A 25,539-nucleotide genomic window follows, 5' to 3' on the forward strand; every position below is an offset into this window, starting at 1 on the left:
ACCATGGCGACCGATATGCCGTCCGGTCAGGTCTCGGACCTCGACTGGCTGCTGAGCGGGCTGGTACAGCGCGTGCCGTACACGCGCAGCGCGGTCCTGCTCTCCGCCGACGGGCTGGTGAAATCCCTCCACGGCATGGACGCCGACAGCGCCGACCACATGGCCGCGCTGGCTGCCGGCCTGTACTCGCTCGGCCGCAGTGCCGGGGCCCGGTTCGGGGACAACGGAGAGGTCCGCCAGGTGGTGGTGGAGCTCGACTCGACGCTCCTGTTCGTCGCCACCGCCGGCTCCGGCACCTGTCTGGCCGTGCTCGCCGGGAGGAACGCCGACGCCGCCGTGCTGGGCTACGAGATGACGATGCTGGTCAAGAGCGTCCGGCCCTATCTGATGACCCCGACGAGACAAGCGGCCGGGGTGCCGGGCGCCACGGGGCTGTGACCGTGCCGGCCACGCAGGACGGGCCGTTGCTCGACGATGCGGCAGGCCGCCTCATCCGCCCCTACACCGTGAGCAACGGCCGCACCCGTCCTACGACCGTGCTCGATCTGCTCTCCCTGGTGATGGCCACCGGGACCGTCCCGCAGACCCACCTCGGACCCGAGCATTCCGTGGCGCTCGGGCTGTGCGGCGGTCCCACCTCGGTGGCCGAGATCGCCGCACACCTGCGGCTGCCGGCGGTCGTCACCAAGGTCCTGCTCTCGGACCTCGTCGACTGCGGCGCGGTCACCGCGCACCCGCCGGCCTTCCATGACATGCCCACCGACCGATCCCTGCTGGAGGCAGTGCTCGATGGCTTACGACGACAGCTCTGACGGCTTCAACGGCTCCGACCCGTACGCGGGGACCGCAAGCCCCGGACACGTCGGATACGCGGACGCCCCGGGCGGCGGGTACCCGTCCCCGCCGGGCGGAACGGCGCACGGGGACGGGTTCGGCGCGTCCGGACACGAGGAGGTCCCCGGCGCGTCCGGATACGGGGAGGCCCCCGGCAGCTCAGAGGGATTCCCCGTCGCGCTCAAGGTGTTGGTGGCGGGCGGTTTCGGCGTCGGCAAGACGACGTTCGTCGGCGCGGTCAGCGAGATCGCGCCCCTCAGTACGGAGGAGCTGCTGACCCAGGTCAGTGTGGCGACGGACAGCCTCGAAGGCATCGAGTCCAAGACCTCCACCACGGTGGCGATGGACTTCGGCCGCATCACGCTGGACGAGCAGCATGTGCTCTATCTGTTCGGCACGCCCGGACAGGAGCGCTTCTGGTTCATGTGGGACGAACTCTCCCAGGGCGCCCTCGGAGCGGTCGTGATCGCCGACACCCGGAGGCTGGAGGAGTGCTTCGCGGCCGTCGACTTCTTCGAACGGCGCGGGATCGGATTCATCGTCGCGGTCAACGAGTTCGACGGCGCGTACCGATACGGCCCGGAGGAGGTGCGGGCGGCCCTCGACCTCGCGCCGGCGGTCCCGGTCGTCATCTGCGACGCACGCATCGCGAGTTCAGGCACCGGCGCGCTGGTCACCCTGGTCCAGCACCTCATCAACGCCACCGCCGAAGCCGCCCCGCTGACCGGCTACGGAAGCTACGGGGCCCGTACGTGACGACCCCGAACGCCCTCGGACGGCTGCTGCTGACGCCCGTCGACGGCGACGCCCGGGTCCGGACCCAGCGGCTGCGCAGCCTCGGCCTGGGCGAGCGGTCCGATGTCTCGTTCGACAACTTCGACGCCTTCGCCGACCGGGTGGCCGAAGTGACCGAGGTGCCCTTCTCGATGGTCAACTTCATCGACGGGAATCGCCAGTTCTTCGCCGGGCTGCACACCCCGGCGGGCACCTGGAAGGGCTCAGACCTGGGGGCCGCGGCGGCCGGAAGCGGCCGCAGGGGCCGGTATGTGGCCATCGATCACGGCTTCTGCCCGCACGTCGTCGTCCGGCGGAAGGCGCTGGTCCTGGAGGACGTGTGCGACTACCCGCGCTTCGCCGGAAATCCGGTCGTCGACGACATAGGTATCCGCTCCTACCTCGGAGCGCCCCTCATCGACCGTACGGGCATCGCCCTGGGTGCCGTCTGCGCCGTCGACATCGTGCCCCGCCCGTGGGGGCGGGCGGGGCTCGACACGATCAAGTCCCTGGCGCAGGAGCTCGTCGGGCACATCCACCAGCGGGAGGAGAACACCCTCGGGCTCTGAACGCCCGACAACAGGCCGCGGTCAGGCCTCGACCGTGCGGCCGTCCAGGAAGGTGAGCACGACCGAGTCACCGTCCACCCGCACGCGCACGGCCGTGCGCAGCGCCTCGGGATGAACGCTGTCGCGGGACAGCACGACGAGCGAGACATGGACGCTGCGGCCGCCCGTATGCGGTGCGCTGCGCAGATACGGGACCGCCGAGTGCGGGCCGTATGCATTGGACTCGACGTCGCGCGCCACGGCGGCGCCGTCCACACCCCCGTCCCAGCCGTGCAGCGCGACCAGCGCACTGCTCAGCCCCTCGGCCGTGCGCGCGAGGGCCCAGTCGGGCCCCGACGAGGCGAACGGGCTCTGTGTGTCCGCGACCGCGTAACCGCCCTCCCGGACCACCGCTCCCTCGGGCGCCTCGACCCGGTGCACCCTGATCTCCCACGGGCCGTGCAGCACACTCGTCGTCTCGATGCGGTAGGCGTGCTCGTCACCTGGCAGCCGTGCCGCCGACCACGAGGCCGCGACGCGGTCCTCGCAGCGCAGCGGATGGATCCGGCGGCGCCGGGACGGAGTGCCGTCCGGGGCGATCAGTGCGAGATGGCCGTCGATGGTGCGGGCCAGGGCGTGCGGGGCGGACTCGGGTGCCGTCGCCGTCGAGTAGGCGAACTTCGCATAGTGCGGATCGTCCTCGCCCGTGTCCTTGTCCGGATCGGCGCCCGCCTCGATGTCCGCGGGGCCGGGTGCGGGCGGATTGTGGTCACTGCCGTGGTTGACGAGTCGGACGATGCCGTCGTGCCGGGTGCCGTGCAGCAGCCAGCCGGGCGCGGGCAGCGCGGTGTAGGTGTCGGACTCCTCGACGGGCAGCGGGAGTTCGCGCGCGGTCCACACCTCGTGGTCCGGGGGAAGCAGCAGGCCGAGAAATCCCTTGCTCGCCCAGTACGGGGACGCGGGACCGGAGTACGGCTGGGTGGACGGCAGGAAGGTGTCGTACCAGCCGAGTGTCAGCAGTCCACGTTCGTCCGGCACCCCGCGCTCCGCGAAGTGCCGCAGCGTGCCGGAGGCGAGCCGGCGGGTCAGACCGGGCGCCAGCGGGGTGCAGTCGGACAGTGCCCCCATCCACACCGGGCCGAGCGCGGCGAACCGGTAGGCGAGGGAACGGCCCTGGTGGACGGGGGCGCCGTCGGCGCCGAAGAAGTGCTGGTAGTCCTCCAGATAGCGGCCGAGCCGCTGCCGGTAGACAGCGGACCGGCCGCCGTCGCCGTCCGGGCCTGCGATCCGGGCCCACAGCAGCGGGTACAGATGCATGGCCCAGCCGATGTAGTAGTCGAAGTTACTGCCGTCCCCGTCGGTGTACCAGCCGTCACCGACGTACCAGTCCTCGATCCTGTCCAGCCCCTCGTCGATGTCCGAGGCGCTGTACGGGGCTCCCACCGAGGCGAGGAACTGCTCGGACACCACCTGGAAGAGCCGCCAGTTGTTGTCCCAGGTGCGGCCGCCGACGAAACCGGAGAACCAGTCGACGACCCGCTCCTGAACCTTCGCGTCCAGCCGGTCCCAGATCCACGGCCGGGTCTCGTGGAGTGCGACGGCGACCGATGCCGCCTCCACCATCTGCTGCGAACAGTCCGTCAGACGCGGCCAGGCCTCACCGCTCGCGGGGTTCGTACCGGCCGCGAGACCGGCCGCGTACCGCTCGGTCAGCGCGGGGTCGACCGCCCCGCCCGCGCCCGCGATCCGGCAGGCGGCGAGCAGGAACGACCGGGCGAACCCCTCCAGACCGTCGGACACGACCCCGGACCAGCTGCCGCGGCCCGGCAGCCGGTACTGCGCGAATCCGGGGGTCGCGTACGGCGTCAGCGCGTCCAGCATCCGGTCGGCGGTCGCCTCCCAGTGGGCCCGGGTCCAGCCGGTTCGTGACGACAGGATCCGGTCGGTCGGCGGCAGATGCAGATGCGGGGCGACGGACATGGTGGTGCTGCTCCAAGGAATCGGTGTGCGTGGTTACCGGACGAGTTCGGCGCGGTGCGTATGGCCCCGGGACCCGCCGACGGCGACGGTGAGGACGGGCCGGGGTCCGGGAGCGAGGATCACGGTGTCGTCGGATGACGCCACGGACCGGACACGGAAGGGAAGTCCGACCGAGACCACGGTCTGGGTCCGGCCAGGGTCGGCGACCGCGACGGAGACATGCGCGCCCCGCCGCCGTACGAGGACCGTCGCCGGACCGGAGGAGGTGATCCCGGCCGCCGAACCGGCGCCCCAGAAGTGCACCGCGGTCAGTCCGGTCCTGCGGTCCTCCACAGCCTGCGCGGTGGCGTCGTTCGCGACGATCCGCACCGGCTGGGAGTGTGCCCACACCGCGGTGGCCGCCGCCGACGCGCCGGGCAGCAGCACATAGGCGTAACCCGCGTCGGTGGGAGAGATCCCGTGGTCCACCCAGAGCGTGACGTAGCGCCGGGTGACCGGGTCGGTGCTGCCCCCGGTGTCCGCTCCGGTGTTGACCGACCGCCAGGTGCCGGTGCGCTGCTCGCGCAGGGTGCGCAGGGCGGCCGTGCCGGGGAATACGTAGCCGCCGGTGCCGTCGAGATGCGCCCATCGGGCCCGGTCGAATGCGGCCGCCCGGCCCTGCTCAACGGGCTGCGGCACACCGTCGACCAGCAGACGGTGGCGACCGTTCGCGCCGAGGCTGCGGTTCTCGACGACCGTCTCGACCGTCCGGCCGTCGCTCGCGGTGATGCCCGATCCGAGGGCGACCACCGCGTTGTCGAGGAGGAACCACGCCTTCCTGGTCCGCAGGGTGCTGCCCTCGGCGCCGGCCACCTCCATCGCGGCGGCCGTGTGCCGGCCGTCCAGCACGGCTCCGCCCGCGACGGCGTTGGCCGGCCGGTAGGTGGAGGTCCCGCCGCCCGTGCCGAGATCGGCGCGCTCACGCGTGTCGACCGTGGTGCCGGGGAGCCGGTACGGATCGACGGTCGGCCAGAAGCCGTCGTTGAACTGCCCCAGGCTGTCGCCGTCGTACAGGTACGTCATGCCGTCGCCGGTGTACCAGCCGTGCAGATTCTCGCCGTTGCCCGCCTCGTACGCGGAGATGCGCTTGGACGAGAGCGACAGTGTGAACGCCCAGCCGGGCCGGCGGTGCACCACGCGGTCCATGTCGGCGAAGACGAAGCTGCCTGTGGTGCGGGCCTCGGCAGGGGTGTCCGGGTCGTTCAGTACGGCCTTGGCCAGGGCGAGTTGGGGGAGAGTGACCAGGGTGGCGAACGGGGTGGTGCGGTTGCGCGTCAGCCAGCCCTTGGCCAGGGCGCGCCAACGGTCCGCCCGGTCCGCCGGTGCACCCGAGGCCAGGAGCAGGATCGCCGCGACGGCTGCCGCGCCGTCCCGGTGGTCGCCCGCGCGCTCCCGGGACACGGCGCGGCCGCGCACCGCGTCCATCATCAGCCCGTCGAAGATCACCGGGGCGAAGCTTCGCTCCACGGCGTCGTACATCACCGAGACCTTCGGGTCGGCGACCGCCCACGGAGAGCCGGCGAGGAGGGACAGCAGGTAGGCGGCCCCGCCGAGCAGCACGGTGCCGTACGAGCCGGTGTACGCGACCACGTCGTGCTGGACGAACGAGCCGTCCTCGTAGAACCCGTCACCCGAACTCGTCAGACGGAAAAGGCTGTTGCGTCCGGCGTCGCGTACGTCGGACAGTGCGTCGCGGGCGGATGCCACCTTGGTGGCGTCCTTGCCCAGCAGCCCGCGCAGCGCGACGATCACGGCCTTGTCGGTGCGGTTGGCGCCGGTCTCGGACAGGGTGGGGGAGTTGGTGCGACGGTCGGCGTCCGGGCAGAAGCGGTCGACGACCGCCAGGTGGTCCGCGAGGTCGCCGGCCGTCAGCCGCCCGCGCAGCAGGACGCAGGTGTCCATCAGCGCACGCGGCGCACCGATCTCCCAGAACCACCAGTTGCCGCTCTCCCGGGCGGCCGGATGGTAGGCGGTGTCGTAGGTGAACCGCAGTGCGGAGACGACGGCGTCCGCCGCCTCCGCACTGCCCGACAGTGAGGTGCCGGGCGTGGCCCATGCGGTCGCGAGCGTCCGGAGCCGCGTATAGCTCTGCCCGAAGTTCCCCGGAGCGGTGAGGGGGGCGAGATCGGTCCACAGCGCGGTGCGGCCCGCACTGCGGTCCAGGGTGTCCCAGAGCCCCTTCGCCGTGCCGTCCAGTGCGGCCACCCCGGCGGCGAAGTCGGGGTCCGACGGGTCGAACGCACCTCCGGTCAGCAGGGCTTCGGCACGGGCCAGCAAACCGTCGAAATCCATCTCGGCGTCCTGCGCCGCGTTTTCCGCCTCCGCGGCCCGCGCCGCGCCCGCCGTCAGGACTCCGGACACGGTGGCGCCGCCCGCGGCCAGGAGGGTCCTTCTGCTCAGCTGCATGGTGACTCCTTCTTCGTGCTCGGTCAGTCGCTGAGGGTGCTCGGGTCGACGGGCGGCTGCGGCAGGTTGAGGGCCGCAAGTTCGGCCTTGCCGACGGCGTCGATCGGGAACGCCCAGGTGTTCACGAAGAAGTCGGTCAGGTCGTAGCCCGCGATCCGGCTGGAGTAGGTGGCCAGCGCCCGGTACCGCTTGGCGTTCTCCGTGTAGTCCGACTGCGGGTTCTCCTCGCGCACCAGCTTGTGCAGCCGGGGCCAGAAGTCGTCCCCGAAGGCGAGCTCCAGCTGACGCAGCGGCACCAGCTTCTCGTACGCGCCGAAGGACTTCTCGTACGTCAGCCCGGCCGTGCCGAACTTCGCCCGGGAGGTCTGGAAGGCGGTGAGCCCGGTCACCGGGTCGACGGTGAGCAGATTGGACGGCTGATTGAGCGTGCGCTGGGCGGCCAGCGAGTAGATGTTGACCGTGACCTCGGTCATGCCACCCGCCTTGTACGCCATCTGCTGGTGCAGGTGGCCGAGTTCGTGGTAGAGCCCCCAGCCGCGCGTGCGCAGTCCCTCCACGGTGGTGGCCCGGTCGAGATAGGCCCTCGGGAATCCGTTGTAGCCGTGTGTGGCGTAGGCCCCGACGCCCGTGGGCACCTTGCTGACCTCGGTGAAGTGGTACGGCCCCGCCTTGCGACGGTGCACCGGCTTCGAGCCGTCCAGCCCGCTGATCCGGGCGTGCGAGTCGATGATCGTCTCGACCAGCCGGAGCAGCGCGGCATGGTCCTCGCCGCGGTACAGCAGCGCGCCCTCGCGGGTCAGCGTCATGATGGTGTTCGGGCCGTGGAGCTCCACCCAGGGCGAGGTGGTCAGGGTGTCGAGCTGGTCCTGGTACCCGGCCTCCGTGGTGCTGCCCAGAGTGAAGACCGGCATGGGGACGGTGCCGGAACGGAACAGCACGCCCGCACGCTCGCCCTGCCCGGTGAGCGTCAGATAGACCGGGCCGCCGTGCGGGTCGGTCACGGTGTTGGCGCCCGCGGTGAGCGGGTAGCTGCGCGGTTCGGTGATCTCGCCGTAGTAGTCCCACGCGCCGATCCAGAGGGTGGGCACCAGGCCGTCGTACGGCTGGACGGTGAGCGAGAGCGGGGTGCCGGCGGGGGCGTACAGGCCGGTCGGCCGGAACTCCGAGCCGCGCAGGGCCTGCGCCAGCCTCAGCCGTTCGGCTTCGGCGGCGGGGCGGGCGGTGACGGTCAGCGAGACCGGGCGGATGCCGGGGCGGCGGGCTGCGGCCTGTGCGGTGGTGGCGGTGGCGCCGAGTGCGGCCACCGCTCCGGCACCCGCGCCTGCGGCGAGGACGGCGCGGCGGCCGACCGAGGGGGAAACCGGGCTGGAGGAGGTGAACTTACGCATGCGGAACTCTCCCTGCAGAAACGAATGAGGGGCGGAAGCGTGCGGAGCGGGGTGGGGCGTTCCATCAGCATGTAAGCGGTTGCTGTCGAGCCGCAAGAGGAGTCGGGAAGTTACTGTCATTTACTATGGCCAACTGCGGACAGGCAGGAAGTAACCGGTCACATACGGCTGGACCTGCCGGCCCGAGGCGCCACGGAATCGCGTACCACGATGTGGGTGCCGAGCCGCAGCGCGCCCGTCGTCGGCTCGCGCCAGTCGTCCTCGTCCCCGCCCGAGACGGCGAGCCGTACGGCCTGGCGGCCCATCTCCTCCAGCGGCACGTGGACGGTGGTCAGCCGGGGTCGCAGCTCCTGGGCGACGGGGATGTCGTCGTATCCCACCAGCGAGATGTCCTTGGGTACCCGCACACCGGCCTCCTCCAGGGCCTGGGCGGCACCGGCGGCGACCACGTCGTTGGCAGCGAAGACGGCGGTGAACTCCGGTCCGTCCCGCAGTAGTTCGGCCATCCGTCGATAGCCGAAGTTACGGCTGAAGGCGCCCGGCTGGACCAGATCGGGATCGACGGCGATGCCCCTCAGCTCCAGGGCGCGCCGGTGGCCGGCCAGCCGGTCACGGGTGGTGGAGAGCTTGGGCGGGCCGCCGAGGTAGAGGATTCGCTCGTGGCCCTGCATCAGCAGGTGGTCGGTGATGGCGAAGGCGCCGCCCTCGTTGTCGTACTCGACCGCCGCGGTGGGTGCGGCCTCGCCCAGGGGTGGCCGTCCGCACAGCACCAGCTTGGAGCCGCCCGCGTCCAGTTCGCGGGCCCGGCGGGCCAGCTCGGAGGTGTAGCCGCGGTCGGCGATCGATCCGCCGACCACCACCACCGCGTCCGCCCTGCGTTCGTGCATGAGGTCGATGAAGGCCAGCTCGCGCTGGGGGTCGCCCTGGGTGCAGCAGACCAGGCAGAGCCGTCCGCCGAGCGCCGCCTCCCGTTCCACCCCCCGTGCGATGTAGGCGTAGAAGGGGTCGATGACCTCGTTGACGATGATGCCGACGGTGCGGTTGGAGACACCGGCCAGTGCGCGGGCGTGCGCGTTGACCACGTAGCCGAGCTCGCGCATGGCCGACTCGACCCGTTCCCGGGTCGCCTCCGCGACGGGGTAGTTGCGGTTCAGGACGCGGGAGACGGTGGCCGTCGAGACGCCTGCGCGCCGTGCGACGTCGGTGACCGTCGCTCGCCGCGGTCCGTCCGCGGCCGTGCTCTGCCGGCGCATCCGGCTCACCCCCTGGTGGCTGTTGTGTGACGCCGAGCCTAGAGCCTGCCGCGGGTCGGTGTTCATGCGATCCGCCCCAGGTCGGCCCGGTGCACCGGATGGCCGAAGGGCTCACCCCGTGCGTACCGCGCCAGCTCGTCGACGGCGAGCGCTCCGAGCCGGCCCACCTCGTTGCCCTGGGCGCCCGCGAGATGCGGAGTGAGGAAGACGTTGGGCAGGTCCCACAACGGGTGACCGGCGGGCAGGGGTTCGGGCGACGTGACGTCCAGGACCGCGTCGAGCCGCCCACTGACCAGGTGGCCGGTCAGCGCCTCGGTGTCCACCAGGGTGCCCCGTGCCGTGTTGACGAGCAGGGTGCCGGGGCGCATCAGGCCGATCCGGCGCGCGTCGATGATGCCCCGCGTCTCCGGGGTGTCCGGGGCGTGGACGGTCACCACGTCGCTGGTCGCCACAAGGGTGTCCAGGTCCGCGCGGGTCACCCCGAGGAGCTCGGCCTCGGCGTCGCTCACATAGGGGTCGTACAGCAACACCTGGGCGTCCAGGACCCGCAGCAGCTCGATCACCCGGCGGCCGATCCGGGACGCGCCCACGACTCCGACGGTCAGCCCGTGCGTACCGAGCCAGTGCTGCCGGTCGAGGTCGGCCCCGGTGCGGTGGGTGCGGCGGGCGCGGTAGAGCCCCGCCAGCGGGAACACCCGCTTCGCACCCATGATGATCGCGGCCAGGGTGAACTCCGCCACCGGCACGGCGTTGGCCGCGGCGGCCGAGGAAACCACGATCCCGCGGTCGAACGCTGCCGGTGACAGAAACGTTTTCACCGTGCCGGCCGCGTGGATCACGGCCCGCAGCCGCGGTGTCCGGTCCAGCAGACCGGCGTCCACCGGCGGGCACCCCCAGCCGGTCAGCAGTACCTCCGCTTCGGCCAGCGCCCGCGCGGCGCCGGGGGAGTCGAACTCGCTGATCAGGGACGGCTCGAGGAGCTCTGCGGTCTCCTCGAGACGTGCCCGGACAGAGGGCGGGAAGACGTCGTCCAGCAGCCCGTGGCTCATGACCAGGACCGTGCGCGGGCGCCTTTCGGGCGGGGCCGCAGCATCGGTACCGGAACGAGCCGGCGCCTCTTCGGTGGTTCGCACCCTGCCTCCGGACAGTAATCGCGTTCTATGGAATGACCGGCACGCTAAGGAGCCTGGAGGGCGACCGTCAAGCTCTCCTTCCGGAGAACCGTCGCATTTGTACCGGTATGAAGGCTATCGAGGGCTCGGATTTCCTCTCTGAGGCATCGCGCAACAAAGACGTTCGCCCGGATCTCTTGACGCTGGGGTTAACCGCTTACTAACTTGCGGCCGCAGAAGGCTCACCACGCGCCACCCAGCCGAACAGGACGCACCATGGCTGACACAGCACCCCCGCTGCCGCGGGAAAAGCGGCGAAAGCGGGTCGAAGAACCCACCCCGCCGCCCGGCCCGGCCGTCGTCGCCGCACGCCGGCTGACGCTCGGGCAGCGGATCAAGCGCGACCGGGTGATGCTGCTGCTCACCCTGCCCGGCCTGCTCTACTTCGTCGTCTTCCACTACGTCCCGCTGCTCGGGTACGTGGTGGCGTTCCAGGACTACCAGCCGTACCTCGGCTATATGCACAGCGTCTGGGTGGGCTTCGCCAACTTCTCCGCGGCGTTCACCGAACCGGCCTTCTGGAGCGCGACGTTCAACACGCTGGAGATCGCACTCGTCCAGCTGGTCTTCTTCTTCCCGGTGCCGATCGCCCTGGCCCTGCTGCTCAACAGCATCGCCAGTGACCGCATCAGGCGCTTCGTGCAGAGCGTCGTCTATCTGCCGCACTTCATCGGCTGGGTCATCATCGTCTCGATCTTCCAGCAGATCCTGGGCGGCGCCGGGGTGCTGCCCGACCTCCTCGGCAGCATGGGCCTGCCGCGCTACGACATGATGAGCGACCCCGACGCCTTCCCCTGGCTACTGACCCTCCAAGTGGCCTGGAAGGACGCCGGCTGGGGCACGATCATCATCCTTGCCGCGCTGCTCAACATCGACCGGCAGCAGTACGAGGCCGCCGCGATCGACGGCGCCGGCCCCCGGCGCCGCCTGTGGCACGTGACGCTGCCGGGCATCGCCCCCGTTCTCATCCTTCTGCTGATCCTCAACCTCGGGCAGATCCTCTCCGTCGGCTTCGAGCAGGTCCTGCTCCAGCGCGACGCGGTCGGCCCGGACGCCGGTGAAGTCCTCGACACCTACGTCTACTACCACGGCATCAAGGACAACGACTGGGGCGTCGCCGCCGCCGTCGGACTCGTCAAGGCGGTCATCGGCACCGCACTCGTGCTGGGCGCGAACAAGTTCGCCCACCGGCTCGGCCACGAAGGGGTGTACCGCGGTGCTGACCGCTGAGAAGACGCGCGCCAAGACCCGGAGTACCGCACCGGCGCCCCGCCCCGCTCCCGTACGCAAGTCCGACGGCCGGCCCCCGTGGATGGAGCGGCCGACCCGCATCGGCCAGACCGCCAAGGCGGTAGCCGTCGTGGTGGTCGTACTCGCGGTCGCCTACCCGCTCGTGGGCGTCATCGGCACGAGCTTCGCCTCGCAGACCGACATCATCAAGAGTTCCGGTCTCGTCCTGTGGCCGGACCACCCCACCCTGGACGCCTACCGCACGATCTTCACCGGCGGCGTCGTCACCCGGGCGCTGCTGGTCTCCGTGGGCATCACCGTGTTCGGCACCCTCGCCAGCCTGCTCGTCACCGTCGGCATGGCGTACGGTCTCTCCCGCCGTGACGTCACCGGGTCCCGCTTCATCCTGATGACCGCCCTGTTCACGATGCTGTTCAACGCCGGCATCATCCCGAACTTCCTGCTGGTCAAGGGACTCGGCCTGTACGACACGTACGCGGCGCTCGTCATGCCCACCCTGGTCAGCGCCTTCAACCTGGTCGTCCTGCGGTCCTTCTTCATGAACCTGCCGGAGGAGCTGTACGACGCGGCGAAGGTCGACGGTGCCGGCGATTTCCGCATCCTGGTGCGGATCGTCCTGCCACTGTCCAAGGCCGTCCTCGCCGTGATCAGCCTCTTCTACGCGGTGACGTACTGGAACGCCTTCTTCAACTCGCTCCTGTACCTCAACGACTCCGACAAATGGCCGCTGCCCATGGTGCTGCGCACCTACGTCCTCCAGGGACAGAGCCTGAACGCCGCATCCGCCGGCGAGGTGCTCGCTCCGCAGCAGGCCGTCCAGATGGCGGTTCTCGTGATCGCCGTCGTCCCGATCCTCTGCGTCTACCCGTTCCTCCAGCGCTACTTCACCAAGGGCGTGCTCACGGGCGCCGTCAAGGGCTGAGCACAGCCACCGCCCCCCACTCCTTCCTCCCCCTCTCCCACTTCCAAGGAGATTCAGGTGTCGAGCTCCACCCCCATCAATCGCAGAGCACTGTTCCGCATGGGTGCGGGCGTCGGTCTGGGACTGGCCGCCGCTCCGCTGCTCGCCGCCTGCGGCGACGGCGGTACGACGGCCAAGGCGGAGGCCAAGAGCGCCTCGCTGCTCCCGGACTCCGCGGTCCGCAACATCGGCCTCAAGCCCGATCTGGCCGGGACGGCCACCGGCGTCCCACAGGGATTCTTCAGCTACCCGGCCAAGCCGCTGCGCGCCACCGGCGACACCCCGCTCAAGGGGGCGAAGCCGATCAGCGCGACGATGGAGACCTTTTCCCCGCCGCCGCCCTCGCGGGGCAAGAACGCCGCCTGGCAGGAGATCGAGAAGCTCCTGGGCGGACAGGTGAACATCACCGCCGTGCCCGCCGACGACTACGGAACCAAGTTCTCCACCATGGTCGCCAGCGACAGCCTTCCCGACCTCTTCATGTACCCCGAGGTCGGCGGCGTCGACAACAAGTCCGGGTTCCTCCAGGCCACGTGCGCCGACCTGACCCCGTACCTCGCCGGCGACAAGGTCAAGGACTACCCGAACCTGGCCGCGATCCCGAAGGGTGCCTGGCAGGCCGCGATCTTCGGCGGAAAGCTCTTCGGCATCCCGATCGCGCGCACGGGCACCGGCGGTGCCGGCTTCTACCGGCACGATCTGTTCGAGGAGATCGGCATCACGAGCCTCGACCAGATCACCGGCCTCGACCGGTTCGTCGAGGCGTGCAAGGAGCTGACCCGGCCCAAGAAGGACCAGTACGCGATCATCGCGGGCGTCACCAACGTCCTCGCCATGTCGGCCGGCGCGCCGTACTCCTGGCGGATGGACGCCAAGACCGGGAAGTTCACCACCGACCTGGAGACCCCGGAGTTCCGCAAGGCGGTCGAGACGGCGCGGTCGCTCTACGAGGCGGGCTGCTTCTACCCGGGCACCCTCCAGATGTCCGGGGCACAGAAGGCCCAGTACACGGACATGTTCAAGAACGGCAAGGGCGCCTACGTCTACGACGGCATGCCCACCTATCTGGCACCCGGCGTCGGCTACATCGCCGCCATGAAGGCGATCGACGAGAAGTACGACCCGAGGCCCTTCGTGCCGTTCGGCTCCGCGCCCGTCGCCTGGATGGACAACGTCAAGCTGGAGAACACCCACGTCAAGAAGGCGTCCGAGGAGCGGGTGCGGCAGGTACTCGCGCTGGCCGACTTCGCCGCCTCGCCGTTCGGGAGCGAGGAGTACACCCTCATCAACTACGGGGTCGAGGGCAAGGACTTCACCCGCGACGCCAAGGGCAACCCCGCGCTCACCAAGCAGGGCACCCAGGACGTCACCGTGCCCTGGAAGTTCATGGCCTCCGCCGTGCCCGCGATCTTCAGCGCCGATTCGGAGCAGGGCGTCCGCCATGTGCACGACGCCTTCACCAAGATGATCCCGCTCATGGAGCCGGACCCCACGCTCCAGTACTCCTCGCCCACCTGGGACTCCAAGGGCTACGGCAGCCTCTACACGCTCAAGCAGGACGCGCTGAAGGACATCATCGCCGGCCGCAAGCCCATGTCCGCCTACGACCGGTTGGTCAAGGACTACCTGGCCAAGGGCGGCGAGCAGGCCCGCGGCGAGTTCGAGGAAGCCTTCCAGAAGGGCAAGAAGTGATGACCGCTCCCACCAGCAGACGCACGGCCCTCCGACTCGGCGGGGCGGCGGTCGCCGCGGCCGTCGCCGTACCCGTGCTCGGCTCGCCCGCCTCCGCCCGGCCGCACGGCTTCGACCCGAGGCCCGGCTCCGACGGAGTCGGCGACCCGCTCTTCCCGACCCTGGGCAACGGCGGCTACCAGGTCGTCCACTACGACCTGACCTTCGACTTCACCCCGGTGACGTACGACTTCACCGCGACCGTGAGGATCAGTGCCAAGGCCACCCAGGACCTCTCCGCCTTCAACCTGGACACCGACGGCCACACGATCGACTCCGTCACCGTCGCCGGCCGCGCCGCCACCTGGGCGCTCACGCCCGGCAAGAGCGGCCAGGAGCTGACCGTCACACCCGCCCGCCCGCTTCACGACGGTCAGGCGTTCACCACCGAGATCCACTACCGGGGTAACGGCAAGGCGCCCCGACTCGGCCTCACCGGCTGGAAGTTCGGCACCGACGGCGGCTTCGCCTCGGCCGCCCAGTCCTCGCGCGCCGACACCTTCCTGCCCTGCAACGACACCCCGTCCGACAAGGCGACGTGGACCTTCCACATCAGCGCCCCCGAGGGCTTCGTCGCCACCGCCAACGGCGAGCTGACCCACCGGACCCCGCGCGCCGACGGCTCCACCGTCTGGCACTTCGCCCTCCGCGAGCGCATGGCGACCGAACTCATCGGCATCGCCGTCGTCAAGGGCACCTACCTGTACGGCAGCAGCCACCGCGGCCTGGCACTGCGGCACATCGTCCCGCAGGGCCAGGAGGACAAGTACGGCCCGATCGTGGCCCGTACCCCCGACCATCTCGCCTGGCTGGAGGCGAAGTTCGGCCGCTATCCGTTCTCCGTCTACGGCGTCCACATCTACGACGGCTACACCGACGCCCTGGAGAACCAGACCCTCTCCCTGTTCTCCACCAACTGGTTCAAACTCAACGCCAACGGGCAGCCCGGCTACGAGACCACCATGGTCCACGAGCTCGTCCACCAGTGGTTCGGCGACTCCGTCACCCCGAACGACTGGCAGCAGGCCTGGCTCAACGAGGGCCCCGCGGTGTACTACGCCGGTCTGTACGGCGAGGAGCGCGGCTGGTCCGTCTTCGCCGACAAGATGAAGTCGACGTACGAGAAGCTCGACGCGGTCCGCGCCGCCGACGGCCCGCCCGGACTGCCCAAGGCGCTCGGCGGCACGAACATCTACGACGGCGGCGCACTCGTCCTGTACGCCCTGAGCCTGCAGATCGGCCTGCCGTCGTTCGACAGGGTCATGCGCGCGTGGGTGAAGCGTTTCAAGGACTCCACGTACACCAGTGAGGCCTTCATCCGGCACGCCGTCGACGTCACCGGCGACCGGTCCGTCGACCCGTTCCTGCGCGACTGGCTCTTCGGAGCCGTCAACCCTCCCATGCCCGGCCACCCCGACTGGAAGGCCACCGCGTGAACCGCACCGTGAACGTCGTACGAGGAACCGCCGCTGCCGCCACCGCCGCCGTCCTGACCGCCCTCCTCGCGGTCCCGGCCGCCCAGGCCGCACCCGGCACCCGCACGCTGTACGCGGCCCCGGACGGCCGCGGCACCTCCTGCACCGTCGTCCGCCCCTGCGCCCCGGAAGCGGCCCGCGACCTGGCCCGCACGGTGACGGGACGCGAGGTCCGCGTACTCCTCATGGACGGTACGTACCGGCTCGGCGAACCCCTGAAGCTCGGCGCCGCCGATTCAGGAGTCACCTGGACCGCGGCCCCCGGCGCCCGCCCCGTCCTCTCCGGCGGGCAGGACATCACGGGCTGGCGGCAGAACACCGACGGCACCTGGAGCGCCGGCGTCCCCGCCGGCGTCACCCCGCGTCAGCTCTTCGTCGACGGCAAGCGCGCGACCCCTGCCCGCGGTGAGGCCTGCGCGGCCGCCACGTGCGACGCGACCAGGACCGGTATGACGGGCGCCACCGCCACCGGAATCGACCGGTGGCAGCGCCCCACCGACGCCGAGGCCGTCATCCGCGTCCGCTGGCGCAACTACCACTGCCGCATCGCGGGCGTCAGCGGCGACACCATGACCTTCGCCCAGCCCTGCTGGACCAACTCGGCGAGCGGCACCGGGCGCACCGGACCCGCCTGGGACTCCACCACCGTCGACTCCAGCCGCTACAGCGGCGTCGCCTTCTTCGAGAACGCCCCCGAACTGCTTGACCAGCCGGGCGAATTCGTCTGGAACTCGACGGACCGCACGGTCACCTACCTGCCGCGCAAGGGCCAGAACATGCGCCACGCGCAGGCTGTCACTCCGCACACCGAACAGCTGCTCGTCGTCGACGGCGCCCACGACGTCACCGTCAGCGGGATCGGCTTCGCGTATGCGGCGTACCGCCAGCCCGGCACCGACGAGGGCTATGCGGGCATGCAGGCCGGTCTCACCCTGACCGGAGCCACCGGCCCCGTCGACCACGCGGGCCGCTTCTACACCAAGCCGGCCGCCGCGGTCACCGTCCGCGGCGGCCGGGGGGTGAGCATCGACAACACCCGCTTCACCCATCTCGGCGGGACCGGTGCGGTCCTGGAAGCCGGCACCAAGGACAGCTCCGTGACCCGCTCGTCCTTCACCGACCTGTCCTCGGGCGCGGTGTACGTCGGCGACACCGAGCCGATGCCCGGCGCCGAACTCACCGGGGAGCGCAACACCGTCGCGTACAACACCATCAGCCGCACCGGTGTCGAGTACACCGACGCGGTGGGCATCTGGGCGGGTTACGAGGCAGAGCTGACCGTCGACCACAACAGCCTGGACCACCTCCCGTACTCCGGGATCTCCGTCGGCTGGGGCTGGAACCAGACCGAGGCGCAGACGTCCGTGCTGCGCGACAACAAGGTGACCGACAACCGCATCACCGACGTCATGGAGGTGGCGCAGCAGCAGCACGACGGCGGCGCCATCTACACCCAGGGCGCCCAGCCCGGCACCGTCCTGAGCGGCAACTACATCAACCGCTCCGCGTACGGCAACACCGAGCGCGACGGCAACGGAATCTACCTCGACGAACAGTCCTCGCACATCACTGTCGAGAAGAACGTCATCACCCGCATCGGCTACAAGTGGGTCTCCAACTGGGCGGATTACGGAATCGAGAACACCGCGCGCGACAACTGGACCGACACCGCCGCACCCGCACTCGCAGGCCGCGGCTCCGTCATGACGGACAACCTCACCGGGCTGGACCGGCTGCCCGCCGAAGCGCTCGCCGTAGCCGCCGGGGCGGGTGCCCGCAGCGGTCCGGTCGAGCAACTGCGCACCGACCTCGCGCGCACCGGTACGGCCACCCAGTCCTCCACCGAGGGCACGGCGACGGCGGCACTCGCCCTGGACGCCGACACCAACACGGACACCCGCACGCTCTCCGAGGCGGGTGCCTGGTGGCAGGTGGACCTCGGCAGCGTCCGGCACATCCGCCAGGTCGAGGTCTGGAACAACTCCTCCTCCACCACGGCCGACTTCGACATCGTGACGGACGAAGGGACGGTGCACGTCAGCGGGAAGGCGCTGCGTCCCACGCTGGTGAACCTGGACAGCCGGACCCGCACGGTGAGGATCGTGACCTCCGGCACCGGCCGGGTGGCTCTCGCGCAGGTGCTCATCCACTCCTGACACCCGCACAGCACACGGAAGCCGGACCGGCCTCTCAGGCCGGTCCGGCTTCCGGCGGTGCCGGCGCGCGCGACGCGGTCTGTGCGTCGCCGTCCGCCGGGCCGTCGAAGCGGAACCAGTCGATGGCGAACAGGTCTGCCGCCCCCGCCCGCCACGCGGGATTGGTGAACACGGCGAACAGCCGTACCCCGCCCCTGGCCCCCGTCAGCCGGGCCGTCGGCGACGCGGGGCGGTCCCATCCGCCGGTGAACGGGACGGCGAGGCTGCCCAGGAGCGGCCCGGCCGGCGACCCGGCCCGGAATTCGACCGCGCCGCCGATGCCGCCGGAGGCGGCGCGGACCGTCACCGAGTCGGCGTTACCGGGTGACAGCGCGCCGAGATCGATCCAGTCGCCGTCCTCGATCTCCGTGATCCGCCGCCCGCCGGAGTCGTCGGCCCGGTTCTCCGTCACCGCTCCGCCGTGTGCCCCGCCGGTCGTCGTGAACCACTCCGCTTCGCGGAAGGCGGGCTGCGGCCAGGTGACGGGGACCAGGGCGGGGGCCCGCGCGGGGGTGGCGTGCGCCGGGGGAGACGAGCTCGCCGAAAGGCAGAGGGTGAGTGCCGGGCAGAGGGCGAGGGCCGCCGCCGGAAGCAGGTCGCGCGGGGGAAACAGGCTCCGCAGGACGCCACGGATCGAGGGGCGACAGTTCATTGGGCGCTCCCTGTGCGGTAGGTTCCGAGGAGGGTAGAAAGCGCTTTCCGAGTGCGCTGCCCAGCGTAGGTTCACGCCTTCGGCGGGGTCAATGGGCCGGTACGGCCCACGTCCGCGGCCTCACCCGCCTCCTCCGTCGCCCTCACCCGCCGCTTCACTCGCCCAGGAAGCCGCCGATCCGCTCCCGCAGGCCGCGCGGGTCCAGACCGTGCGCCGCGAGGTGCTCGTCCATCTGCCCGTACCGCCGCAGCTCCTCGCGGGCCACGCCGAGTCCCAGGATCCGGTGGGGGACGGCGGCGAGCGCGTCGTTGGCGGCGCCCGTCGAGGTGCCGGCCAGATACGGCTCGACGATCACGACGTCGGCGGTGGTCCGGTCACCGACCGCCCGGCGCAGTCCCTCGCCGTCGAACGGCCGCACGGTGGTCGCGTACAGCACGGTCACGTCGAGGCCCTCCGTCGCGGTGAGCACGTTGTCGAGCATCGGTCCGACCGCGATCACCACGCCGCCCGTTCCCTCGCGCACGCTGGTGAACCCGCCCGTCCCGCCGGCCGGGCGCGCCCGGTCGTTGGACTGCAACGACAGGCGTACGTAGACCCTGCCGTCCCCGGCGGCCGCCTCCCGCAGCAGCGTCTCGGCTTCGTCGGGATGGCCCGGAACGTGCACGGTCCAGCCGTCCAGGGTGTCCATGAGCGCCACGTCCCCGGGTGCCATATGTGTGAACCCGCCGGCCGGCCAGTCGTACGAGGCCCCGGCACTCACCAGCACTCCGCCGACCCCCTGGTGGCCGAAGTCCAGCTTCACCTGCTCGAACGGCCGCTCCACCAGGAAGCTCGCGAAGGTGTGGACGATCGGTCGCATCCCCGTGAGCGCCATCCCGGCCCCGGCCCCGATGAGCAGCTGTTCCCGGATGCCGACGTTCACGACCCGGTCGGGATGGTCCTGCTCGGCCCGGCCGAATCCGTCGCGGCTGATCTCCGCCAGTACGAGCGCCAGGCGGGGGTCCTCGTCGAGCAGCCGTGTGGTGGTGGCGATGAAGCGGTCACGCATCGTGTCCATGGGGGTGTTCCTCTTCTTCGGCTCGGGGTCTCGTCGGTTCTTCGTGCTACGGCTCAGCGCTTGGGGGCGACCCGGGCGACCACGGCCCTCGGCTGCCCGGGGTGCGGTGCGGTGAAGGCCGCGTACAGCGCCTCGTGGTCCCGCCCGTCCACCGACGCGACCGACCAGCCCGCTGTCGCGAACCGGTCGGCGATCCCGCCGGGGCGGCCGTACGTCGCCGAGGCGTTGTCGATGACCACGGTGTGCAGCTGCTCCAGGCCGGCCGGGCCCGCGTAGGCGATCGCCTCGTGATTGCTGCCCTCGTCCAGTTCGGCGTCACCGGTCAGTACCCACACCCGCGGTCCGGTCAGCCCCTGGGCCCGCAGCCCCAGCACGCTCCCCACGGCGAGCGGCAGCCCGTGCCCCAGCGACCCGCTTCCGATCTCGGCGCCGGGTACCAGCAGCCGGTCGGGATGGTGTCCGAGCGGCGATCCGTACGAGCCGAAGCCCGCCAGCAGCTCCTCGTCGAAGAATCCGTGCGCGGCGAGGACTGCGTAGTACGCCATCGGCCCGTGCCCCTTCGACAGCAGGAAACGGTCCCGGTCCGGTGCGTCGGCGGTCTCCGGGGTCACCCGCAGAACCCGGTCGTACAGCACCCACAGGGCGTCCAGGGTCGAGGTGGCGGCTGGGCCGTGCTTCTCGTCGCCGGTCATCAGGCTCATCAGCCGGGGCAGGTCGCGGTATGCGGGCGCCGTTGCGGCGGTCGTGTTCGTCATGCCGCTCAGCGTTCAACATCAAGCGTGGTTGAGGTCAAGCGGCCAAAGGGGTTCGTGACCACCGGTTGAAGTGCGGTATTGTTCTCATGCGCGTTCAGCCAGGGGGAAACCCCAGGTCAGGCGGGCAACGGGACGTGGCGCAGCTTGGTAGCGCACTTGACTGGGGGTCAAGGGGTCGCAGGTTCAAATCCTGTCGTCCCGACTGGAGACAGTCGTAGATCAGGGCCGGTTTCGGAGCAATCCGAAACCGGCCTTTGATCATTTTTGGGGACCGGTTGGGGACCGGCGTCCTTGACCGCGGTCGGCGGGTCATGACGATCGGGCTCGGCAGTGAGCGCGGTGCGCGCAGCACACTGAAGTGGGCCGAGAATGCCGCCCCGGCGGCCGTGTTTCTGTGTACGTCCGGGTGCAGGTAGCGCCCGGTGGTGGTCAGCGATCCTGCGGAGGACGTGTACTTGGGCTCCGGCGTCGGCGAACCAGGTCAATCCGGTGTGCCGGAGGTCATGGCGGCGTAGTGAGCCGCGCGCCCGGCCGCCCGTGTCGGCCCCACGGAGCAGCATCCACGGTGGTCCAGCCATGGACCATCGGGCCTGAACGAACGTCCTCAGGAGCGTTCCGCCAGGGGGCCGTACCCCTGGCGGGCGCGGTGCCGGGTGGGCAGTCTGACCCACGCGTCGAGATCGGCGGCGAGCGCTGAACGGATCGAGTGGGAGTCGTCACCCGGATTTCGTCAGGAGGGGCTTCGAACATCGTTACGCTGCACCGAAGTTACCGAAACCACGGAGGACTGCGGTGAGGGAGCCGACATTCGGAGTCCTGGGGCCGCTCCAGGTGAGGGCGCACGGTGTCCCGGTACGGATCGGCGGGGCCAAGCCCCGGGCCGTACTGGCGACCCTGCTGCTCCAGCCGAACGGCTTCGTCTCGCTGGACCTGCTGACGGAGGTCCTGTGGCCCGGTGGCGCACCTCGGTCCGCGGTCGCCAACGTGCGCACGTACGTACGGACGCTGCGGCTGCGGCTGCCCCCCACGGCGGTCGGCGGACTGCGTACCGAGCCCTCCGGCTACTCGCTGGGCATTGAGCCGGGGGAGGTGGACATGCTGCTCTTCGAGCAGCAGCTCGCCGCGGCCCGCGCCGCCCGCGACCGCGGCGAGGACGCCGCGGCACTGCGTGCCTACGAAATGGCCTTGGGGCTGTGGCGCGGCGGGGTGCTCCAGGACGTGCCCTCCAGCGTGGTGTGGGACCCGGCCATCACGCGCATGGAGGGTTTGCGGTCCATCGCTGTCGACGAATGCCTCGAGTTACGGCTCCGGCTCGGGGACTACGCCCACCTGGTCTCCGCCCTGCGGTCCCGGCTGACCGAGAGCCCTCTGCGGGAGGACCTGTGGCGGATGCTCGTGCACGCGCTGAACGACGCGGGCCGCAGTGCCGAGGCGCGGTCCGCGTACGCCGAGGCCGAGCAGGTGATCGCCGCCGAGCTGGGGATAGAGCCGAGCGAACCGCTGCGGGCCATCGGCGCCGAGGTCAACGGCTACCCGGGCCGCCATCGCGCGGCAACGCCCGTGTCCGTCTGTCAACTCCCGATGGACATACCCGACTTCACCGGACGCGCCGTCGAGGTCGCCGACCTGGAGGAATTACTGTCCACCGCTGGCCGGCAGCCCGTGGTCGCGGCGGTGTCGGGGCCGCCGGGTGTCGGGAAGTCCACGCTGGCCGTGCATGTCGCCCACCGCGTGCGTGACGTGTTCCCAGACGGGCAGCTCTTCGTCGACCTGGCCGGAACGAGCGAATGCCCCCGTGAGCCGGCGGACGTCCTGGCCGAGATGCTGCGCGGCCTGGGCGTCATCGACAGTGCGATACCCGGTGAACCGGGCGAACGCGCCGCGATGTTCCGTTCCCGCCTGGCCCAGCGGCGATTCCTCATCGTGCTCGACGACGCCCTGGGCAGCGCACAGGTGAGCCCACTGCTCCCGGGCTCCGGCGGTTCGGCGGTGCTGGTCAGCTCGCGGCGCCGGATGCCCGGCCTGCCGGCGCGCGCCTGCCCGCTCGGGCTGATGCGGCACGATGACGCCCGCGCCCTGTTCGGGGCCATAGTCGGCGCGGACCGGCTGCGCCGGGAGGGGGCCGACGCCGACCGTGTCCTCGCCGAGTGCGGATCACTGCCGCTGGCGGTGCGGATGGCGGCCGCCCGGCTCGTGAACCGGCCCGGCTGGAGCGTCGGCACGCTGGCCGACTCGCTGCGCGACGAGCGCGGTCGCCTCGGGGCGGTCCGCTTCGGCGAGCTGGAGGTGCGGGCCGGCGCCGAACTCAGCTACCGCCATCTGCCCGAGCCCGCCGCCACCGCCTTCCGCACGTTCGGAGACCTGCCCGGCGACGCCGTCCCGGGCTGGCTCGTCGCCGCTGCGACGGGGTGCGACAGTGAGACGGCGGGGGGTCTGGACACCCTGCTCGACGAACACCTCGTCGAAGTCGTCGGCAGAGACCGTCTCGGCCTGAACCGTTACCGCATGCACGACCTACTGCGGTGCTACGCCCGGGAACTGGTCCTGACGGACAATCAGGAGATGCGGCTGCGGCGGCGCCTGCGGGTCATAGACGCGCTCACCGCCCTCGCCCGCTCCGCCAACGCTGCCATGCCCACCCGCTTCCTCGGTGTGCTGGGGGAGCCCGACGAGCGGGGCTTGCCGGACGGACCGGCGCACGATCTCGTCCCCATGGTGCGCGCCCGGCCCGTGGACTGGTTCGAGAGCGAGCACCGCAACCTCGTCGCCGTCGTCGACGCCGCCGTCCGGCTCGGGCGGACCGACAGGGCCGCTGACCTGGCGATCGAACTGGCGGGCTTCTTCGACATGCGCGGCTACTACGGGGACTGGCTGCGGACCCACCGGCTCGTGCTCGACGCCATGCCGCACCACGACGATGTCAGGGCTGCGGCCCTGCTGCGCAACCTCGGCCAGCTTCATCTCTACCAGGACAGGTACCCGGACGCGCTCGCCTCCTTCGATCGGGCCAGGGCGCTCTTCGCTGAGCTCGGACACCCCACGGGGGAGGCGATCGCCGCGGTGGGGTCCGGCTCGGTCCACCGGATCATGGGTGATCTCGGCGCCGCGCTCGGGACGTTCACCACCGCGCTCCAGGACTTCGCCGCGCACGGCGACCGGCACGGCGAGGCGGTGGCACGCAACGCGATCGCCTCCGTCTGGCTGGAGCGCAAGGACCCGGAGGCCGCGGCCGGCTGGCTGCGAGGGGCCCTGGAGCTGTCCTGTGCCGATGGGGACCGGCACCGCGAGGCACAGGTGCGCCGCAGGGTCGCAGTGCTGCACGAACTGCGTGGCGAACCGCAGGCGGCGCGTGGCGAGCTGGAGCGAGCCCTCGGCATCTTCGACGAGTTGGCGGACCTGCACTGCGCCGCGTACGTGCAGCAGAGCATCGCGGAACTGTGCTTGCGGCAGGGCGACGCCGGTGAGGCGTCGGCACTGTTGATCGGTGCACTCGCTGTGCAGCAGCAGCTCGGGGACCGCCGCGCCGAGGCCCGGGTGGCGGGCCTGCTGGGCGAGTTGCACGACGCGACCGGCCGCAAGCAGACTGCGCGGCACTACTTCCATCGATCCCTCGCGATCTGGCGCCGCCTGGGCCTGCCCGACGAGGCCGGGCCGGTGGACGCCAAACTCCGCTCTATGCGCAGAGAGGCTGTCGGGTGACCTCCGACCGGGCGGTCACGCCCTGGCACGCACGCTTTCCGCTCTGTCGCCGGTCGGCGCCGCGCCGCGTCGCCTTCCTCCTCCGCCTTGGAACCGCACGCACCGGACCGCGTCCCCATTCGGATCCCGGGCCACCCGATAGCCTCTGAGCGGCGCCGATGGAAACAGGTGCGGGTGCGACCGCCGTCGCACCCGCACCTGGCACAGGGGGTCATCGGGTGCCGGTCGGTCCTCCCGCCGACACCCGGCGGTGTGTCAGCATCTGTTGTTGCTGACCTGGTTGCGCCTGAGGTAGTCGCTCCACGTGACACCCTGGACGACCGCGACGACGACCGCTCCGTTGAGCTTCTGCTCGTAGTGGAGGTGCGGGGAGATGTCGTAGAGGGCCGAGGTGTTGCCGACCTCGCCGATCAGCTGGCCCACGTTCACAGTGGCGCCCGCGGCCACCGAACGAGTTCTCAGATGGGCGTACCGTGTCTGCCAGCCGCCCCCGTGACCGATGACTATCGTGTTCCCGTATCCGGCGCCCGTCGAGTAGTACGACTCGAGGACCGTGCCACCGGCACTGGCGAACACCCGGCGTCCCAGGTCGTCCGGGGTGCCGTTCGCGTCGTAGTGGTTCCAGTCGATCGAGTGCGCGGGACTGTGCCCCGACCAGTTGTTGCCGAGCCATGTCTGGTTGCACTCGAAGGGCATCTTGAAGGCGGGCCGTGCGGCAATGGCGGCTTCCGACGAGTTCACGACCGGCGCCGCGACAGCGGTTGGAACGGTGAACACGGTGGCCGCGACCGCGCTCATGGTGATCAGCGACCGGCGGAAATTCCTGTGCATGGTTCTCCCCTTGTCGTCCTGCGTCGGGTGACACGGCGATTCAAGGAGGCGGGCATACAAAGCGGATACATTCCGCCCGTCGACGAAGTCGCGGCATGTCTTACGTCGTGGCCGTGCCGAAGTCCCGGCAGGTCCACGGCCCCCGCATCGAGCACCTCATTGGCCGGGCCCCAACGAGGCATGGCAGCGACTCTCCTGCGGCGACGGTGCCAAGGACCGCGGCTCTACGACTGGGCTGCGGCCCGACTGCCGGCGGTCTGGGAGTTCGACGGCGACGAGCCCACCCGGCAACGCTGGCTGCTCGCACGCCGCAGCATCACCAAGCCCGACGAACTCGCCTGCTTCCTCGCATCCGCCCCTCGGACGCCACCGTCGCCGATCTCGTGCGGATCGCCGGATGCCCTGGAAGATCGAGGAATGTTCCAGAGCGCGAAGAACGAATGCGGCCTGGAATGACCGGGCGACTCCGGCGTCGGCCGATCCGCCCGCGGCTGATCCACATCAGCACCGCGCACCTGCAGGTAATGCGGGTGGACCT

The 25,539-nt window shown here is 70.8% G+C and carries 20 protein-coding genes, 1 tRNA gene and 1 pseudogene; 12 read left to right on the forward strand and 10 right to left on the reverse strand.

The features are described 5' to 3' along the window. Positions 1-3 precede the first annotated feature (3 nt). The 4 genes from ACIOEW_RS08965 to ACIOEW_RS08980 all read left to right on the forward strand — a co-directional run bounded on the left by ACIOEW_RS08965 (position 4) and on the right by ACIOEW_RS08980 (position 2,177). Positions 4-438, forward strand: a complete 435-nt coding sequence (locus tag ACIOEW_RS08965; RefSeq protein ID WP_350994283.1) for a roadblock/LC7 domain-containing protein — start codon at positions 4-6, stop codon at positions 436-438. Positions 439-440: 2 nt separating this feature from the next. Next, positions 441-812 carry a DUF742 domain-containing protein gene (locus ACIOEW_RS08970; RefSeq protein WP_148017001.1) on the forward strand — a complete coding sequence of 124 codons (372 nt, stop codon included), beginning with the start codon at positions 441-443 and terminating at the stop codon, positions 810-812. A 208-nt stretch (positions 813-1,020) separates the two neighbouring features. Beyond that, positions 1,021-1,590 carry an ATP/GTP-binding protein gene (locus ACIOEW_RS08975; RefSeq protein ID WP_362542183.1) on the forward strand — a complete coding sequence of 190 codons (570 nt, stop codon included), beginning with the start codon at positions 1,021-1,023 and terminating at the stop codon, positions 1,588-1,590. Beyond that, positions 1,587-2,177 (forward strand): GAF domain-containing protein, encoded by a 591-nt coding sequence (locus ACIOEW_RS08980; protein WP_401962721.1) that lies wholly within the window; start codon positions 1,587-1,589, stop codon positions 2,175-2,177. Before ACIOEW_RS08975 ends, ACIOEW_RS08980 begins: the two co-directional genes overlap by 4 nt. A 21-nt stretch (positions 2,178-2,198) precedes the next feature. Here the strand turns inward: ACIOEW_RS08980 and ACIOEW_RS08985 are convergent, their stop codons facing one another. The 5 genes from ACIOEW_RS08985 to ACIOEW_RS09005 all read right to left on the reverse strand — a co-directional run bounded on the left by ACIOEW_RS08985 (position 2,199) and on the right by ACIOEW_RS09005 (position 10,271). Beyond that, on the reverse strand, positions 2,199-4,136 hold the full coding sequence (locus ACIOEW_RS08985; RefSeq protein ID WP_401962724.1) for a DUF2264 domain-containing protein: 1,938 nt from the start codon (positions 4,134-4,136) through the stop codon (positions 2,199-2,201). 33 nt (positions 4,137-4,169) lie between these two features. Next, the gene (locus ACIOEW_RS08990) at positions 4,170-6,581 is read right to left on the reverse strand and encodes a polysaccharide lyase 8 family protein (protein WP_401962727.1); all 2,412 of its coding nucleotides are present in this window, start codon (positions 6,579-6,581) and stop codon (positions 4,170-4,172) included. 23 nt (positions 6,582-6,604) lie between these two features. Then, positions 6,605-7,969, reverse strand: a complete 1,365-nt coding sequence (locus ACIOEW_RS08995; protein ID WP_401962730.1) for a M60 family metallopeptidase — start codon at positions 7,967-7,969, stop codon at positions 6,605-6,607. 158 nt (positions 7,970-8,127) lie between these two features. Beyond that, positions 8,128-9,222: a LacI family DNA-binding transcriptional regulator gene (locus tag ACIOEW_RS09000; protein WP_362542180.1), complete on the reverse strand. Its 1,095-nt coding sequence runs from the start codon at positions 9,220-9,222 to the stop codon at positions 8,128-8,130. 62 nt (positions 9,223-9,284) lie between these two features. Next, on the reverse strand, positions 9,285-10,271 hold the full coding sequence (locus ACIOEW_RS09005; protein WP_401962733.1) for a hydroxyacid dehydrogenase: 987 nt from the start codon (positions 10,269-10,271) through the stop codon (positions 9,285-9,287). A 339-nt stretch (positions 10,272-10,610) separates the two neighbouring features. Here ACIOEW_RS09005 and ACIOEW_RS09010 point away from each other — a divergent pair, with 339 nt between their 5' ends. From ACIOEW_RS09010 to ACIOEW_RS09030, 5 genes are all read left to right on the forward strand, one after another. Continuing rightward, a complete protein-coding gene (locus ACIOEW_RS09010) occupies positions 10,611-11,624 on the forward strand; it encodes an ABC transporter permease subunit (protein ID WP_362541607.1) in 1,014 nt (337 codons plus the stop codon). Positions 11,625-11,706: 82 nt separating this feature from the next. Beyond that, on the forward strand, positions 11,707-12,567 hold the full coding sequence (locus ACIOEW_RS09015) for a carbohydrate ABC transporter permease (RefSeq protein ID WP_362542177.1): 861 nt from the start codon (positions 11,707-11,709) through the stop codon (positions 12,565-12,567). A gap of 57 nt (positions 12,568-12,624) precedes the next feature. Beyond that, complete coding sequence (locus ACIOEW_RS09020; protein WP_362541605.1) at positions 12,625-14,298, forward strand: extracellular solute-binding protein; 1,674 nt, start codon at positions 12,625-12,627, stop codon at positions 14,296-14,298. Beyond that, positions 14,298-15,773 (forward strand): M1 family metallopeptidase, encoded by a 1,476-nt coding sequence (locus ACIOEW_RS09025; protein WP_401962737.1) that lies wholly within the window; start codon positions 14,298-14,300, stop codon positions 15,771-15,773. The genes ACIOEW_RS09020 and ACIOEW_RS09025 overlap by 1 nt, the downstream gene beginning before the upstream one ends. Further along, positions 15,770-17,968, forward strand: a complete 2,199-nt coding sequence (locus tag ACIOEW_RS09030; RefSeq protein WP_401962740.1) for a right-handed parallel beta-helix repeat-containing protein — start codon at positions 15,770-15,772, stop codon at positions 17,966-17,968. Before ACIOEW_RS09025 ends, ACIOEW_RS09030 begins: the two co-directional genes overlap by 4 nt. A 34-nt stretch (positions 17,969-18,002) precedes the next feature. Here ACIOEW_RS09030 and ACIOEW_RS09035 read toward each other — a convergent pair whose 3' ends face one another. The 3 genes from ACIOEW_RS09035 to ACIOEW_RS09045 form a co-directional block, all read right to left on the reverse strand. Further along, positions 18,003-18,659: a carbohydrate-binding protein gene (locus ACIOEW_RS09035; protein ID WP_401962743.1), complete on the reverse strand. Its 657-nt coding sequence runs from the start codon at positions 18,657-18,659 to the stop codon at positions 18,003-18,005. 154 nt (positions 18,660-18,813) lie between these two features. Next, positions 18,814-19,716, reverse strand: coding sequence for a transketolase family protein (locus ACIOEW_RS09040; protein ID WP_401962746.1), 903 nt, complete (start codon positions 19,714-19,716; stop codon positions 18,814-18,816). A gap of 53 nt (positions 19,717-19,769) precedes the next feature. Further along, on the reverse strand, positions 19,770-20,471 hold the full coding sequence (locus tag ACIOEW_RS09045) for a transketolase (protein WP_362541590.1): 702 nt from the start codon (positions 20,469-20,471) through the stop codon (positions 19,770-19,772). 128 nt (positions 20,472-20,599) lie between these two features. Here ACIOEW_RS09045 and ACIOEW_RS09050 point away from each other — a divergent pair. Beyond that, positions 20,600-20,673: transfer RNA gene (locus tag ACIOEW_RS09050), tRNA-Pro, on the forward strand. 102 nt (positions 20,674-20,775) lie between these two features. Here the strand turns inward: ACIOEW_RS09050 and ACIOEW_RS09055 are convergent. After that, a pseudogene (locus ACIOEW_RS09055) lies at positions 20,776-20,986 on the reverse strand (site-specific integrase); the annotation flags it as partial. A 277-nt stretch (positions 20,987-21,263) separates the two neighbouring features. Here ACIOEW_RS09055 and ACIOEW_RS09060 point away from each other — a divergent pair. Continuing rightward, a complete protein-coding gene (locus ACIOEW_RS09060; RefSeq protein WP_401962749.1) occupies positions 21,264-24,170 on the forward strand; it encodes a BTAD domain-containing putative transcriptional regulator in 2,907 nt (968 codons plus the stop codon). Between the two features lie 255 nt (positions 24,171-24,425). Here the strand turns inward: ACIOEW_RS09060 and ACIOEW_RS09065 are convergent, their stop codons facing one another. Then, a complete protein-coding gene (locus ACIOEW_RS09065) occupies positions 24,426-25,001 on the reverse strand; it encodes a M23 family metallopeptidase (protein WP_362541585.1) in 576 nt (191 codons plus the stop codon). Positions 25,002-25,181: 180 nt separating this feature from the next. Here ACIOEW_RS09065 and ACIOEW_RS09070 point away from each other — a divergent pair, with 180 nt between their 5' ends. Next, complete coding sequence (locus ACIOEW_RS09070; protein WP_401962753.1) at positions 25,182-25,457, forward strand: hypothetical protein; 276 nt, start codon at positions 25,182-25,184, stop codon at positions 25,455-25,457. The last annotated feature ends 82 nt before the right edge of the window (positions 25,458-25,539 follow it).

Origin of the sequence: Streptomyces sp. NPDC087901, from assembly GCF_044742205.1 — a bacterium.
GTDB lineage: Bacteria > Actinomycetota > Actinomycetes > Streptomycetales > Streptomycetaceae > Streptomyces.